Origin of the sequence: Portibacter lacus, assembly GCF_021533215.1 — a bacterium.
GTDB classification, from domain to species: Bacteria; Bacteroidota; Bacteroidia; order Chitinophagales; family Saprospiraceae; genus Portibacter; species Portibacter lacus.
The window spans coordinates 161,712-177,389 of record NZ_JAJNKA010000007.1 but is presented as its reverse complement, the minus strand read 5'-3'; the positions used below and the strand labels follow the sequence as shown (position 1 = coordinate 177,389).

The window sequence follows — 15,678 nt, the reverse complement described above, 5'->3', positions numbered from 1 at the left end:
AAATAGGAAAACTATGAAAATTTATAAAATCAAAAGTGGCATAGTTGTAGTGGAAAATAATAATTCTTATCTCTTAGAAAATGAAGATTGGGATATCTTCATCAATGATGATAATTTATTAGTGAACACACAAAGCAAGATTGATCGCTTAGAACCCATCACCAATGCAGCCGACCTTATCAAGAACGAAGTCCTTGCTCCAGTTGGAAATCAAGAAATCTGGGCAAGTGGAGTTACCTATTATAACAGCAAATTAGGTCGGGAAGAAGAATCTAAAGAAGCCGGAGGAAGTAGTTTTTATTCCAAAGTTTATGTTGCCGACCGTCCTGAGCTTTTCTTTAAGGCGACACCTTACCGTACCGTTGGATCAGGTGGGCAAGTTAGAAAAAGAAGTGATTCTACTTGGGATGTCCCAGAGCCAGAACTTACTTTAGTCATTACTTCCACAGGTAAAATTATAGGCTACACCATCGGTAATGATATGAGTTCCAGAAGTATCGAAGGAGAAAATCCACTCTATCTTCCACAAGCCAAAACCTATGATGGTTGCGCCGCTGTAGGTCCATGTATTTTAGTGACGAATGATGCATTACCTGCAGTTACAAAAATCCACTTGAAAATAAACAGAAATGGAGGAAGTGTTTTTGAAGACAGCATCGGAATTGACCAAATCAAAAGAAAATTTGAAGACCTCGTTCACTATCTCTATCTAGAATGCTCCTTCCCTCAAGGTAGTTTACTGATGACTGGAACAGGAATTGTTCCTTCTACAGATTTCAATCTGGCCAGTGGAGACGAGATTATTATTACGATAGATGGCATCGGTACACTGCACAATACAGTGGCTTAGACAAAAAATAATACTTTATATTACAACTTATAAGCAACAAAACTTGCGAAGTTCAACCCAAAACATTGACAAATAAAACAAACATTTCATGCCCAAAGAGCGGAAATCATCTTTAGAAATCAACAAGGAATCATTTCGAAAAATCGGCTACCAACTCATCGATGATATTTCAGAGTTTATTGGGTCTATAGACCAACAAGCAGTAACTCCTAATGAAAGTCCTAATCAACTCCAATCGATATTAGGAAATGGATCACTCCCTGAATCTGGAATGTCCGAATCTGAATTGATGGCGAAGGCGACAGACCTATTGTTTAATCACTCTTTATTCAATGGGCATCCGAAGTTCCTCGGCTACATTACTTCCTCAGCTGCACCGATTGGTGCACTAGGCGATTTGCTAGCTTCTTCAGTAAATCCTAATGTCGGTGCACAGATATTAAGTCCCATTGCAACGGAAATAGAAAAGCAAACAGTAAGATGGCTGTGTGAATTTATAGGTGTGCCTACTAATTATGCTGGAATCTTAGTCAGTGGCGGAAATATGGCCAATTTCACAGCATTCCTTGCTGCAAGAACAGCTAAAGCACCTGCGAACATTAAAGAAGATGGTATGCAAGGTACTTCTGGAAAATTAACCGTCTACTGCTCTAAGTCTACACATACCTGGATCGATAAAGCAGTTGTCTTATTTGGTTTAGGTAGCAAGTCGGTTCGTTGGATAGAAACAGATGATGCTAACCAAATGAATACCAAAGCGTTAGAAGATTCGATTAAAACCGATCTAGCAAATGGATGTCAACCGATTATGGTCATCGGAACAGCAGGAGATGTGAGCACTGGAGTCGTAGATAATTTGGTCGATATAGCTGCAGTCTGTAAGCAATATAATTTATGGTTTCATATAGATGGTGCATACGGTGTTCCTGCAGCCGTTATCCCTGAATTCAAGGATTTATTCAAAGGTATGGAAGATGCGGACTCGATTGCAATGGATCCACATAAATGGTTGTATAGTCCACTAGAAGCTGGATGCACATTGGTGAAAAATCCTAAGCATTTAATGGATACGTACAGCTCGCATCCTGAATACTATAATTTCAGCAACAATGAAGAAGATAAATCATTGAATTTCTATGAATATGGTTTCCAGAATTCTCGTGGTTTTAGAGCATTGAAAGTTTGGCTGGCATTACAACAAATAGGGAGAAGCGGCTATGAAAAGTTGATTAGCGAAGACATCGCACTGTCGAAATTTTTATTTGAATTATCAAACAAGCATTTAGAACTAGAAGCAGTTTCTCAGAACCTAAGTATTACTACTTTCAGATATATTCCTGAAGGTCAGGACTTAAGCGAAACGTATTTGAATCGGCTGAATGAAACCTTATTGAATGAACTGCAAGCAGGCGGAGAAGTATTCTTATCAAATGCTGTAGTGAAAGAGAAATATTGTTTGAGAGCTTGTATTGTTAATTTTAGAACATCGGAAAAAGATATTGAAGAGATCATTGAAATCGTTGTGAGAGAAGGAGGAAGAGTGCATTCAGAATTACACATGGATTAGGATTTAACTCATTTTTTTCTTTTAATGGTCAATGTTAGATCAAGCGTAAACAGATATAAACCAGACAGAAATTGAGACAGAAATTAAATATAATTACACTCGGTGTTTCGAACCTAGAAAGAACGCTAGATTTCTATGAAAAAGGATTAGGCTGGAAAAAATCAAAGTCGAGCCAAGGAAATATTGCCTTCTTCCAAATGGGAGGAATAGTATTAGCTTTCTATCCTAGAGAAATGCTTGCTGAAGATGCAAAACTAAGTCCTGAAGGGAGTGGTTTCGCTGGAATAACTATTGCCTACAATACCAAAACAGAAGCAGAAGTTGATGAGGTGATGAAGGAAGTCAAAGGATTAGGCGCTGAAATCGTGAAAGCTCCTGAAAAAGTATTTTGGGGAGGCTATAGTGGTTATTTCAAGGATCTAGATGGCCATCTTTTTGAAGTAGCATATAGTCCGTTTGCTGAATTTGACGATTTAGATCAATTAGTCATGTAGTTAAGCTTGATACTTCTCAACTAAATTTAACCACCGTTGTTAATTGTTCTTTCTAAAACATACAAGAAATGACAACAAGCAACAAGACATCGTTAAAATCACAGTTAGACGAGAAAAGAGCAAATTTCGAGCAAAATGCAGATGAGTATAAAAAGAATACTTATATGGCTGGAATAGAAGCTGTCGAGAAAAGTGGTGTAGCAGCAAAGGCTAAACAAGTAGGAGACAAAGCACCAGATTTTCAACTGAATAATGCCTTAGGCAATCCGGTTACTCTATCTGAATTCTTAGAAAAAGGAAGTGTTATTCTGACTTGGTACCGCGGTGGCTGGTGTCCGTACTGCAATATGACCTTACATGAATTACAAAGTGAACTTCCACATTTTAACTCAAATGGCGCGACCTTAATTGCGCTTACTCCTGAATTACCAGATGAATCCATAAGTACAGCAGAAAAACATAACTTAGAATTTGAAGTGCTCAGTGATGTAGGAAACAAAATTGCGCGTGAATATGGGATAGTATTCCAATTAACAGACGAAGTTGCTGAAATTTACAACAATTCTTTTGACATGAAATCTACTAATGGTGATGATTCGAATGAACTACCGCTTGCAGCAACTTACATCATTAACAACGAGGGCATCATTGTCTACGCATTCTTAGATTCTGACTACCGAAATCGAGCGGAACCTTCTGAATTAACTGCATTCCTAGAACAACATTAAGTGCAAAGAATCTTCTCTCTTTAAATCACTGCAAATATTAAAAGCCTTGCTGAAATAACTTATGTTCTCTTTTTCATAATTCAGTTTTCTTAGAAGATTATACCTAAAATTCTAAACCAAGCCATATTAAATGATGTTTAATAATTCATGACAATCTATACCAATATTTTTTTTGGGCATTTTTTTAATTCTTAGCAATATGGTTCTATTTGACTTTAATAAAGACAGCAGCCTTGATCAGTGGGTTGTAGTCGATGATAATGTGATGGGCGGGAGATCAGATGGCCGATTCCTGTTGAATGATAATGGTCATGCTGTATTTAAAGGAGAAGTGTCTCTTGAAAATAACGGTGGATTTTCATCTGTCCGCTATAGTTTCGACCAGATCGAGGTGAAGGATTATACAAAAATGGTGCTTCGCATTAAAGGTGATGGAAAACGATATCAGTTCAGAGTAAAACCAGATAGAAATGATCGGCATTCCTATATTTATTACTTCGAAACCTCAGGTGAATGGCAAAATATTTCAATTCCACTTACCCAAATGAAGCCCTTTTTTCGGGGTAGAAAATTGGATATACCAAATTACTCAGCTCAAGAATTGGAAGAAGTAGCCATCCTTATTTCTAATAAAAAAGCAGAAAGTTTCAAATTAGAAATTGACAAGATTACCTTAAAATAATCACATAACCAGAGCTTTAAATTTATGAAAAATTACCTTATTATAGGCGGTTCATCAGGAATTGGTAAATCATTAACCCAGAGCCTTAGCGATTCAGGACATCAAGTTTACGCAACTTATAATCAGAATGAGCAAGCAGAAATAGCATCGAATATTCACTACGCTTTCTTAGATGTATTAGCGGATGAAATAGATCTAGATTTTGTACCTGATCAACTCGATGGTGTGGTATATTGTCCGGGAAGTATAGATTTGAAACCATTTCATCGAATTAAGCTTAGTGCTTTCGAAGCAGACTACAAACTTCAAGTACTCGGAGCCGTGAAAGTTCTACAAACAGTCTATCCTAAATTAAAGTCAACACCTGGATCATCGGTTGTTTTATTCTCTACGGTAGCTGTTCAATTAGGTTTTAATTTTCATGCACAAGTTGCCGCTTCGAAAGGAGCGATAGAAGGACTGACTAAATCACTAGCAGCGGAATGGGCACCTTCGATACGAATTAATGCAATTGCGCCATCAATTACCAACACACCTTTGGCAGCAAAACTCCTTAGTTCAGATGACAAAATAGACGCAAATGCACAACGACATCCACTTAAGAAAATCGGAGATCCGAGAGATATCGCTGAAATGGCAGCTTTTCTACTCTCTGAGAAATCTTCTTGGATGACTGGTCAGATTATTCACCTCGACGGTGGAATGTCCAGTATAAAATAATGATAAATAGGAACTTACTAGGTTTCATATTTACTAATAGTTATTAATATACAAGAACATGTTTAAGTTTTTCAAGAAGAAATCTAACATTGACCTACTCAATGAAAAATACAGTAAGCTCCAGAAAGAAGGCTATGAACTTTCCACTTCTAATCGAATGGAAAGCGACCAGAAATATGCCGAAGCCCAAGAAGTCTTAAAAGAAATAGAGGCCTTGGAAAAAGCGGAAGGAAATGGAAAATAGTTTTGTAGACAGAGACTTGAATCGAATCATCGAAATGGCTTGGGAAGATAGAACACCTTTCGAAGCCATTACTTTCCAATTCGGTATTTCCGAAAAGGAAGTCATTCAAATCATGCGCCGTAACCTGAAAACAAATAGTTTCAAACTTTGGCGGAAAAGAGTGAATAGCGGAGTAAGTCAAAAACATCTGAAAAAGAGAAGCTCTGAAATCAATCGATTCAAATGTTCTCGCCAGAACGCAATTAGTAATAATAAGATTTCGAAAAGATAGAAAACGATCGTATGCATCTTAGGAAAGAAGATCTGAAGGCTTTAGGAAAAGTCAAAAGACTGAATATCATTAATGCCATTTCCGGTATTAAACCAGCGAACCTAATCGGTAGTATTTCAGCGAAAAAGGTACCTAATCTCGCCATTTTCAGTTCTGTAATCCACTTGGGAAGTAATCCCGGTTTGCTGGGATTTATTTCTAGGCCGGCAGGGAATGTGCATCGACATACTTTGGAAAATATAAAGGAAACAGGCTCATACACGATAAATCATGTTCACGAATCTTTTATAGAACAAGCTCACTATACTTCTGCAAAATTTGATCGTCATGAATCTGAATTTGAAAAGTGTGGATTCACAGAGGAGTATATTGAAAACTTCCAAGCTCCTTATGTCCAAGAAAGCCAACTTAAAATCGGTATGAAATTCCTAGAAATTGTGCCCATAAAAGTGAATAATACAGTCCTTGTTATAGGAGAAATCAATCACATCATTCTTCCAGATGCGGTCATCAACGAGGAAGGTTACATTGATATGGAAGCACTATCTACAGTTGGAATTTCAGGATTAAACAACTACTATCAATTGCAGAAAATCGGTTCATTTCCATATGCTAGAACATCAGAAGTCCCTGACTTTTTGGAAAAATAATTCGTAAACAAGATTGACAAATAGATAAAATACTTTCTAACTTGTAGGAGAAAAGCTTCCTACTTGATAACTTCTTAGCGAATGAAGTAGGCAATATGCTTTTTTGCATCCAATTTCTTCATCTATAAATTAGGCCCCTATTAAAAACCTGAAATATCTTCCGAAAGTAGCTACATCACTTATATTCTTAGCTTTGTTTTTCATTGTATTTGGCTTGTTTCTCGGGAGGTCTATTGATTTCTTAAAAGTGAATCGGCTGATCGCAATCATGCCTGAGTTTTACTCACATGTGTCTAATTTTTCACTGAGTTTTATGATCTACGTTGGCATAGGTTATCTCTATTTGATGATGGACGTAAATTTTAGATATATAGTTTTATTTGGTGTTTTAATTTTGCTAAGTAATGTGGTCTTCGAATACTGGATAACCGTTCTGAATACACCGGATATAATAGATTCCTATTTCGGATATGCTGGCACCTTGTTGGCATTTCTATTTCTGTTCGTTTCATGGAAAATAGGAATGATGGATAATCCCTTAGCGGAAAAGGAAAACTAGGATTTAGGTCAATGTTTTAAGGTTATTGGGAGCAGACAATACCCATAAATATCAGATTGTTTTTGGTCTTAAATAGTGATTTAGACATAAGTTATTTGGCGTAACACACATATTCTCCTACTTTGCAGTCCGTTAATAATTTAATTGCACCGTATTTCCATATAAAATCATGCATTTTTTAAACGATAGACTTGTTGAAAAAATAGGGAATCACCTGTTTTCGTTGGCACCTTTAAACGCTTGTGTATGACTCAGGATTTGTTTCGAATTTCCTTGATGATATTCATACTCCTAGTTTGTCAAAGCTATCATCCAGCTTCTGTGCACATGGTGGAAATTTGTGATAATGGACTAGACGATGACAACGATGGATTAATCGACATTAATGATCCTGATTGCATCTGTGAAACGGTCACACTTGAATCACTCATTCCGAATCCATCATTCGAAGATCATAACTGTTGTCCGAGTAAGGATAGCCAATTAAATTGTGTAGATAGTTGGCAGCAAGCTTCTGGTGGGACAACTGATTATCTAAACACTTGTGATTATCTCGGAGGAACTGAAGACATTTTACCCTTTCCTGATGGCGAGGGTGCGCTTCTATTTCTAACAGGCTCAATTATTGTTGGAAATTCGACGCAAATTTATAAAGAGTATGCAGGTGTTTGTCTGAACAGTACCATGCAAAAAGATTCAGTCTATAAGCTCAAATTTCATCTAGGTTTTCTGAACGAAGAAACTTCACCAGAGATCAGATTCTCCTTTTTCGGGTCAGAAAGTTGCACTAATCTTCCTTTTTCCATCTACGCAGATTGCCCGTCCTCGTATCCTGATTGGTATTTTGTCAAAGCCGACAGATTAGAGAATAATGGAAATTATCCAGGATGGGTGGAAGTCGAGACAACGATTCAACCTAAGTTTGATATAAATGCCTTAATTCTCGGTGCAGACTGCAGTCAAGACAGTGAAACCAAAATCAGAGGCTACCTTATCGATAATCTTAGACTAAGTGAAGAAAGTAATTTTGATTTTGAACAGATTACTCAAGAATCACAGTGTAGCCCAGATTTCACCTTTGCAGTGGCCGGTAATTTCAGTTTTACCTATCAGTGGTATAAGGAGGGAATTGCCTTAATAGGTGAAACTGATCCTAAGTTATCTAAAATGTATGGAGAGGGACGCTACCAGATTAGAATTATAAATAAAGCCAGCCAACAATGCCGAATTTCAGATGAGTTTGAATTTATCATTACAAAGAATACTACTGATGTTTATGAAACGATTTGTGAAGGTAACAGCTTAATATATGAAGGAGGAGTTATCGATGAAGCTGGAATATATGAGTATAATCTGATTTCGTCAGAAGGATGTGATTCGATTATCATGGTTAATGTAGAACTGTTACCTAATGAGATCGACACTATTCAAGCTAAAATATTTCCTGGAACGACTTATGAAATAGGGGAGTATCAATTCAATGAACCTGGAGAATATCAATTAACATTTTTATCGGCTAGTGGATGTGATAATACGACGGTATTACAGCTTGAAAACATCAACGTCTTTATTCCGAATATCTTTTCTCCGAATGGGGACAACAACAATGATTATTTCGAAGTATATATGGTGAATGATGAATATATCATGACGGAAATGACCATATTTGATCGCTTTGGTAATTTATGTTACCAAGGTAATCAATGGGACGGAACGATTAATAATAAATTGGCCAATTCAGGAGTATACATTTACAATATTAAATTGGTAGATTCGGAAAATCATGAATGGAGTTTCAGTAATACGATTACCTTAATTCGGTGAGATAATTAGAGTAATTGAGTCTGAAGTGAACAGAGTAATATTTGTATTGTATCAAGCTTTAGAAAATCTAAGCAAATGCTACTCCTGAAAAGGAAGTAAGATTGACAAAAATTAAGATGGATATTCTTTTTCTCATTAACAACTCATCTCCCTTTCGATCTTATGAATAATATTATTTCTAAAATCTTTGTTCTAATATTAGTAAGCATTACTTTAGAATAATCCATTAGATTACGCAGCTACTGCTATAAGATAAACCTGCAACAAAGAATTAACCTAATGAAATTTAGAATTTCGATTGTAGCAATATTATTGATTTGCCAATATGGGATGACCTTTTCCCAAGATAAAATCATATCAAATATTCAAACTGAAGTACTCTTGCACCCAGCTAATGGGTTCACCGCTTATACCTTGAAAAAAGGCGAATTCATTTACAACCAATCTCCATTTACTTTACCGTTTCCTAGTTGGGCTTGGTGGGGAATAACAGATAACATCACCGCGGAAATTGACCTACTTCCTCTTATAGGAGGTTTTTTTCAGGAACCCCATCTTCCAGTTCCTAGTTTCAATTTCAGATTTAAGATTAAAGACCAAAAAGGAGTTTCACCCGCTATCGCATTTGAGACTATGTACCAGCATCTCTGGAGAACACAGAACCAGTCAGATCAAAGTAACTTAAGAATTGAACGCCAAAGAGGAAATACCTGGTTTAATAGATTCAATTTCAGTTTGAAAAATGCAAACAATCTGCATCTTCATTTTTCGGCTGGACTTACCTACACGGAAAATTTGCTAATTGAAAATAAAGATACTGCTAATTATATAGGAGAATTCTTTCCGAAAACAATCAATCCTGATGTTTCATTTAGTTTAGATTGGAGAATCAAACCTTGGTTATCGTCCCATTTCACTTCTTCTTACGGAACCACTTTTGTTTATCTAGATAATATTCCGAGAAAGTATCAACTGTCTTATGGATTTAGATTAGCACCATTTTACAAGAACAAATATGGGATACTAAAGCATTTTAGAAAAGAATTTATTGGATTTTATATGTGGTTACCAGATGCCCAGGAAAGTATTGAATCAGTTGTTCCTATTTTCCCGTACTTTTATTGGCAGTGGACCTTAAAAGGTAAAAAGTAGACATAGAAAATGCAAGATAATCTTATAGCATGGAAGCACCTAATCTATTCTTTCGTACGACTTTAGTGAAATTTTCGACCATTCTTACTTGCGTTAATTGACAAAGAAAGCTTTATTCCCACCATTATCGTACATTGGAAAAATTTCAAGTCCAATAATGCATGCAGGATAACAACTACTTATATTCCTTTACCTATAATGATACGGAAAGTGAACTCTGCAAACTTGAATCGAGGTATATCTTCGATCAAGAAGAAAAGAACAGGCTGCTTATTTCTCCACTAAAAATAGCGCCTTCTTCCAGTGCATTTATTAAAAACAGACTTGATATCATTGCATTCTCTGATGACTACACAACCTTAATAAGAGCGATCAATCAAGAGTGCATTACCATAGAAGGTTTCAAGGTTGAATACCACGTTTTCTATGGGGACACAACGAATTATGCGGATCGACTAGACATGCTCAGAGATATCGGATACAACATTAACGGTTATCCAGATTATCACCACCCAACAAGGACTTACGCCTTATGTTTTTACGAGGACATCTGGTATTTTGGAACTGTGATCAAAGACAAATTTGACTGGTACAAACACAATCAGAAACCATATTCCTACAGTAATTCCATAAGTATAAATATTGCAAAATCGCTCGTTAATATTGCCGCGAAAGCTAACAGAGATATGGAAATACTGGATGCTTGCTGTGGAGTAGGGACGATCATGCTAGAAGCTTGTTTCGCAGGGTACACTATCGAGGGAAACGATATTAATCCGAAAATTTGCCAGTCTGCTCGGGATAATCTTTCCTTTTTCGATTATAGGGCAAATGTATTTTGCTCTGATATTAAAACGATCCAAAAAACCTACGATGTGGCCATTATAGACCTTCCGTACAATCTGATGAGTGTTGCAACAGAACTAGATTTGTTTCACATTATTAAGTCGACAACCGAAATTACAGACCGAATGGTCATCGTATCGGCATCGGATATTTCTTCTTTAATTGCCAATGTTGGATTCCGTGTTTCAGATTCTTGCAGCGTCAGTAAGAAAGGAAAAACTACTTTTGCTCGTAAAATATGGGTTTGTGAAAAGGATGAAAAGTAATGTTCCAATTCAAAGAGCTTGATAAAGCTAATTGTACGTGGATCTATAAAGAATAAAAACTAAGTGAGATATATTTTCTATTATTGAATATGCAAATTGCCTAACTTCTAAATAAACCTAATTAATGGATGTAACGAAATTAACAATATTGGTTTTAATTCTTGGATTATGGTCTTGTAACGATCGTGTGTCAAACGGTGAGAATGCTGTTTCAGAAACCAATGAAACGAAAGCAACAACTACAGCGAATCAAGAGTTATTTGACCTAATTAAAGAAAAAGACAGTTTACTTTTTCAAATTGGATTTAATCAAATTGATACTTCACAAGTTGCAGCGTTATCCTCTTCAGATATTGAATTTTATCATGATAAAAATGGCATTACAAATTCAAAGAATGATTTCCTGACCAGCATTTATGGACTAAAAACCTTACCATTTAAAACATGGAGAAAACTAGTGCCAGGATCTATGGAGGTTTTTCCATTATACAAGGACAACAATAAAGTTCTTTACGGTGCAATTCAAAACGGAAGTCACGACTTCTTTCAACAACATGATGGAGAAACAGCTCGAAAAACAAATACGGCAAAATTTACCCACTTATGGATTATTGAAAATGATATATGGCAGTTAAAACGTGTTCTTAGCTTTGATCATCAAGATCCTAAGTAAAAAGTGGATAACTTCTAATTAAATACTTAAAGAAGCGATCACTGTATAATAGGTAAAATCTGAAACAGACAATCAGTTACGTGTGCTAATAACAGTTAAAAGGCTTACTATAATTTCTCATGAATAAGCTTTAACCATTGTGCATGATATTCTTGTACTTCTGGTCTTTCATCACTAGGAATATACGTTTTAACAGCACCAGGTTTTGTTATTGGGAATTCTTCAATACTGTCCCATAATTCATGACCTAAACCAGCAATCATAGCAGCACCCCATGCAGAAACATCTGTTATTCCTTTATTGACTGCAGGAATATTTAATAAGTCTGCTAGAAACTGCATTAGAAATTGATTCGCTGTTATTCCACCGTTTACTTTTAATTCTTCCAGAGTGATTCCAGTTTCACCTTCCATAGATTTTATGACATCGAATATCTGATAGGCAATAGATTCAAGAGCAGCTCTTACTAAATGAGCCTTTGTCGTCTTGAAAGTTAATCCGTGTATAGATGCTTTCCAGTCTTGCTTCCAATATGGTGCCCCCATGCCGCTAAAAGCTGGAATGAGATATACGCCTTCATTGGATGGTAGTGACACTGCCATTTTCTCAATATCCTCATTTGACTCAAAAATATTGAGTTGATTTTTTAACCATTCTATTGTAGATCCACAACTCACTATTACTCCTTCTAACGCATACCTAACTCTTCCTTCATGACTCCAACCAATCGTTGTCATCATCCTATTATTTCTATTTGGGTCTAATTTTTCTGCATTCCATAAAATCGAACATCCCGTCCCTAATGTTGCTTTTGCTTGTCCGATACTAAAACATTCTTCACCGAAAAATGCCGCTTGAGAATCGCCGATCATTCCGGTAATCGGAATCTCATAATTAAAAACCCCTCCAAATGTTGAGGATCCAAAATTTGATGACGATGAAACGACCTCTGGCAAATTCAATTGCTCTAGCTCGAAAATCTGGAGTAATTCTTTATCCCATGATAAATTATAGATGTTATAAAATAAGGTTCTGGAGGCATTCGTATGGTCGGTCTTGAAAGTCTGCTTGCTTGTTAAATTATAGAGCAACCAAGTATCCACAGTACCAAAAAATACTTGACCTTCCGAAATAGATTTTCTAAGATGAGGAATGTTTTGATTGAGCCACATCACCTTAGTCGCAGAGAAATAAGCATCTATTGTTAATCCAGTTTTCTCATTGATCTTAGTTTCATATTTCGATTCTTTTAAAGATTCACAAATTGCTATGGATCTTTTACATTGCCACACAACAGCATTATGAAAAGGTTTTCCATCTTGATCCCATAAAACAAACGTTTCCCTTTGATTAGATATACCACAAGAAACAATTTGATGGACATCGGCGGTATATTTTTTCCTAAACTCTAAAACACATGCTTTTACTGCATTTAAAACAGAATTATAAATTTCAAATGGGTCTTGCTCAACATATCCTGCACTTAAATAAATAGATCTTAATGGTGCTGTTGCCTTGGAAACTATCTCTCCATTTTGATTAAATATAATTGCCTTTGTTCCGCTAGTACCTTGGTCAATAGAGAGGATATATGATTTCAACATGCTTCGATATTGGTTTGTATTCTTTAATCTTCGTTTGCATAATTTAAACGATCTAAGATAACCGCTAATAAAATAACCAATCCTTTAATAATTTGCTGCCAAAAAGGAGAGACATTAAGTAGCACTAGACCACTATTTAATACGCCAATAATTAAGGCTCCCTGAACTGTTCCCATGATAGAACCCCGACCTCCTGATAGAGATGTTCCACCTATCACTACAGCGGCTATGGCATCTAATTCATAGCTCATTCCTGCATTAGGTTGAGCAGAATCTAATCTTGATGTAAGAATAATACCACCGACAGCTGCTAATATACCTGCAATGGTATATACCCAAATCTTAACTTTATTAATATTTATTCCCGACAATCTTGCAGCACTTTCATTACCACCAATAGCATATATATGACGACCGAATTTTGTTTTTGTAGTTAAAATAACGGCTAGGATGACCACTATTACGGTTATCCAAACTGGCATAGGTATTCCTAAAAACCAGCCTGTACCTATAAATGCAAAATGATCTCCCAACCCTGTTATAGGGAAACCACCAGTCCATAACATTGTTGCTCCTCGTGCAATTGTTAACATCGCAAGCGTAGCAACAAAAGAGGGCACTTTAAAATTAGTGATCATCCAACCGTTAAATACACCTAAACCGCCGCCAACAGCCAATCCCGCAAGGATAGCACCAAATACTGTAAAACCGACATAGGTGTTCATCGAAGGTATTTCTAAGCCATATTTTAAAAGACCTGCTGCAACAGCTCCACTTAATGCAAGCATAGAACCTACCGATAAATCGATTCCTTTTGTTAATATTACTAATGTCATCCCAACAGAAATACAGACGTTAATAGAAATTTGTCTAGCAATATTCCATCCGTTTTCTACTGTAAAAAATTTATCTGATAAAATGATCAAGACCACACACATCACGAATAACGCAATGATGGATTGAAATTTTATTAATGTTGATTTAACCGTGGTCATTATAGTTTTTAGTTCTTGTTATTTGTCTTATGTAGAAGTTGCAGCTTGCATTATAGCTTCTTCATTAGCACTTGTTCGATTAAATTCCCCTGTTATTTTGCCCTGACTTAGTATAAGAATCCGATCTGAAATAGCCATAATTTCTGGCAACTCGGATGATACTACAATAAGTCCCAATCCCTTGCTGGCTAATTGGCTAATCAGGTGGTATATTTCATTTTTTGCATTCACATCTATTCCTCTAGTCGGTTCATCTAGAAATAATACCTTAGGTTGATTAGCTAACCATTTAGCTAATACAACCTTTTGCTGATTTCCACCGCTTAAGTTTCTTGCGAGCTGTTTTTCTGATGATAATTTTATATGTAAGGAATCGATATATTTCCTAGCTAAATTGGTTTCAAGGTGCTTATTCAGAAATCCATTTCTAATAACTCTATCAGTGGAAACCATGCTAATGTTCTTAGAGACATCCATCTGTAGTACTAAGCCATCCTCTTTTCGATTTTCTGGAACTAGTGCCAAACCATTCAGTATAGCATCTTGCACTGAACTAATATTTACTTCCTTTTTTTCTATGGTCAATTTACAAGTAGAAAGCTTTGGATACAGTCCGAAAAGTGTTTCAAGTAACTCAGTTCTTCCTGCACCCATTAGCCCAAATATGCCTAACACTTCACCTTTCTTAAGACTAAAATTGATATCTTTTAATAAATAACGAGCTTTATTATCCGCCTGAATTAGATTTAAATTTTCCACACCTAATAAATCATCACCTATTGGCAGAATTTCTTTCTGAAATCTATTTTCAATGTTTCGGCCCACCATCAATTTGATAAGGTCTTCCTTTCCAGTATTTCGCACATCTTCTATTATACCGACCATTTTTCCATCACGCAACCCGATAAATCGGTCTGCTATTGTGAAAAGTTCATCTAGCTTATGGGAAATGTATAAAATGCCAACGTCCTGTGTTTTTAAATTTTTAATAATTTTAAAAAGTACTTCAACTTCACTATCTGAAATTGCTGAAGTAGGCTCGTCCATGATTATTACTTTTGCATCTTCTAATAGGGCTTTCGCGATTTCAACTAATTGCTGCTCTCCAACACGAAGCTCAGAAACGAGTGTCCTTGGACTTAGATTACAGTCCAAACGCTTCAGTAGTTCATCCACTTTATCATGCATTTGATTTGTACTAAGTATACCAAACTGGTTTGTAATTTCTCTGCCTAAAAAAATATTCGCCGTAATACTTAAGTATGGTATTAAGTTTAACTCTTGATGCATAATTGCGATCCCATTTTCCATGGCCTCTTTAGGATTACTAAAATTTACAACCTTATTATTCAGTAATATTTCACCATCATAATCCGAGTAAACACCAGATAGAATCTTCATCAAGGTTGATTTACCAGCACCATTTTCTCCAATAATTACATTGACCTTGCCCTGATGGACATCAATATTTACATCATCTAAGACAGTAACTTTACCAAATTTCTTAGTGATGCTTTTTGCTTGTAATATGGTTTCTCGCTGTTCTTTCAAAA

The 15,678-nt window shown here is 36.0% G+C and carries 17 protein-coding genes; 14 read left to right on the top strand and 3 right to left on the bottom strand.

Annotation, left to right across the window (positions count from 1 at the left end; all coding sequences use genetic code 11):
* The first annotated feature begins 13 nt into the window (after window positions 1–13).
* The 14 genes from L2586_RS13680 to L2586_RS13615 all read left to right on the top strand — a co-directional run bounded on the left by L2586_RS13680 (window position 14) and on the right by L2586_RS13615 (window position 11,526).
* Entirely contained in the window at window positions 14–850 is an 837-nt protein-coding gene (locus tag L2586_RS13680; RefSeq protein ID WP_235293477.1) for a fumarylacetoacetate hydrolase family protein, read from the top strand.
* Window positions 851–938: 88 nt separating this feature from the next.
* On the top strand, window positions 939–2,417 hold the full coding sequence (locus L2586_RS13675; protein ID WP_235293476.1) for a pyridoxal phosphate-dependent decarboxylase family protein: 1,479 nt from the start codon (window positions 939–941) through the stop codon (window positions 2,415–2,417).
* 71 nt (window positions 2,418–2,488) lie between these two features.
* The gene (locus tag L2586_RS13670; protein ID WP_235293475.1) at window positions 2,489–2,911 is read left to right on the top strand and encodes a VOC family protein; all 423 of its coding nucleotides are present in this window, start codon (window positions 2,489–2,491) and stop codon (window positions 2,909–2,911) included.
* A 68-nt stretch (window positions 2,912–2,979) separates the two neighbouring features.
* Window positions 2,980–3,639 carry a peroxiredoxin-like family protein gene (locus L2586_RS13665; RefSeq protein WP_235293474.1) on the top strand — a complete coding sequence of 220 codons (660 nt, stop codon included), beginning with the start codon at window positions 2,980–2,982 and terminating at the stop codon, window positions 3,637–3,639.
* 199 nt (window positions 3,640–3,838) lie between these two features.
* A complete protein-coding gene (locus L2586_RS13660) occupies window positions 3,839–4,321 on the top strand; it encodes a CIA30 family protein (protein ID WP_235293473.1) in 483 nt (160 codons plus the stop codon).
* 24 nt (window positions 4,322–4,345) lie between these two features.
* Window positions 4,346–5,041, top strand: a complete 696-nt coding sequence (locus L2586_RS13655) for an SDR family NAD(P)-dependent oxidoreductase (protein WP_235293472.1) — start codon at window positions 4,346–4,348, stop codon at window positions 5,039–5,041.
* 58 nt (window positions 5,042–5,099) lie between these two features.
* The gene (locus tag L2586_RS13650) at window positions 5,100–5,285 is read left to right on the top strand and encodes a Lacal_2735 family protein (RefSeq protein WP_235293471.1); all 186 of its coding nucleotides are present in this window, start codon (window positions 5,100–5,102) and stop codon (window positions 5,283–5,285) included.
* Window positions 5,275–5,556, top strand: a complete 282-nt coding sequence (locus L2586_RS13645; RefSeq protein WP_235293470.1) for a TIGR03643 family protein — start codon at window positions 5,275–5,277, stop codon at window positions 5,554–5,556. The genes L2586_RS13650 and L2586_RS13645 overlap by 11 nt, the downstream gene beginning before the upstream one ends.
* A gap of 11 nt (window positions 5,557–5,567) precedes the next feature.
* Window positions 5,568–6,206 carry a flavin reductase family protein gene (locus tag L2586_RS13640; protein ID WP_235293469.1) on the top strand — a complete coding sequence of 213 codons (639 nt, stop codon included), beginning with the start codon at window positions 5,568–5,570 and terminating at the stop codon, window positions 6,204–6,206.
* Window positions 6,207–6,519: 313 nt separating this feature from the next.
* Complete coding sequence (locus L2586_RS13635; protein ID WP_235293468.1) at window positions 6,520–6,765, top strand: hypothetical protein; 246 nt, start codon at window positions 6,520–6,522, stop codon at window positions 6,763–6,765.
* 276 nt (window positions 6,766–7,041) lie between these two features.
* Window positions 7,042–8,589 carry a gliding motility-associated C-terminal domain-containing protein gene (locus L2586_RS13630; protein ID WP_235293467.1) on the top strand — a complete coding sequence of 516 codons (1,548 nt, stop codon included), beginning with the start codon at window positions 7,042–7,044 and terminating at the stop codon, window positions 8,587–8,589.
* Window positions 8,590–8,868: 279 nt separating this feature from the next.
* The gene (locus tag L2586_RS13625) at window positions 8,869–9,741 is read left to right on the top strand and encodes a hypothetical protein (protein WP_235293466.1); all 873 of its coding nucleotides are present in this window, start codon (window positions 8,869–8,871) and stop codon (window positions 9,739–9,741) included.
* A 161-nt stretch (window positions 9,742–9,902) separates the two neighbouring features.
* The gene (locus L2586_RS13620; protein ID WP_235293465.1) at window positions 9,903–10,853 is read left to right on the top strand and encodes a TRM11 family SAM-dependent methyltransferase; all 951 of its coding nucleotides are present in this window, start codon (window positions 9,903–9,905) and stop codon (window positions 10,851–10,853) included.
* Window positions 10,854–10,977: 124 nt separating this feature from the next.
* Window positions 10,978–11,526, top strand: a complete 549-nt coding sequence (locus L2586_RS13615) for a hypothetical protein (RefSeq protein WP_235293464.1) — start codon at window positions 10,978–10,980, stop codon at window positions 11,524–11,526.
* 107 nt (window positions 11,527–11,633) lie between these two features.
* On the opposite strand, the gene L2586_RS13610 is transcribed toward L2586_RS13615, so the two are convergent.
* Genes L2586_RS13610 through L2586_RS13600 form a run of 3 tightly spaced genes read right to left on the bottom strand, consistent with a single transcriptional unit; the run spans window position 11,634 to window position 15,676 of the window.
* Entirely contained in the window at window positions 11,634–13,130 is a 1,497-nt protein-coding gene (locus tag L2586_RS13610; protein WP_235293463.1) for an FGGY family carbohydrate kinase, read from the bottom strand.
* Window positions 13,131–13,153: 23 nt separating this feature from the next.
* Window positions 13,154–14,125 carry an ABC transporter permease gene (locus tag L2586_RS13605; RefSeq protein ID WP_235293462.1) on the bottom strand — a complete coding sequence of 324 codons (972 nt, stop codon included), beginning with the start codon at window positions 14,123–14,125 and terminating at the stop codon, window positions 13,154–13,156.
* Window positions 14,126–14,152: 27 nt separating this feature from the next.
* Complete coding sequence (locus tag L2586_RS13600; RefSeq protein WP_235293461.1) at window positions 14,153–15,676, bottom strand: sugar ABC transporter ATP-binding protein; 1,524 nt, start codon at window positions 15,674–15,676, stop codon at window positions 14,153–14,155.
* Between the last annotated feature and the right edge of the window lie 2 nt (window positions 15,677–15,678).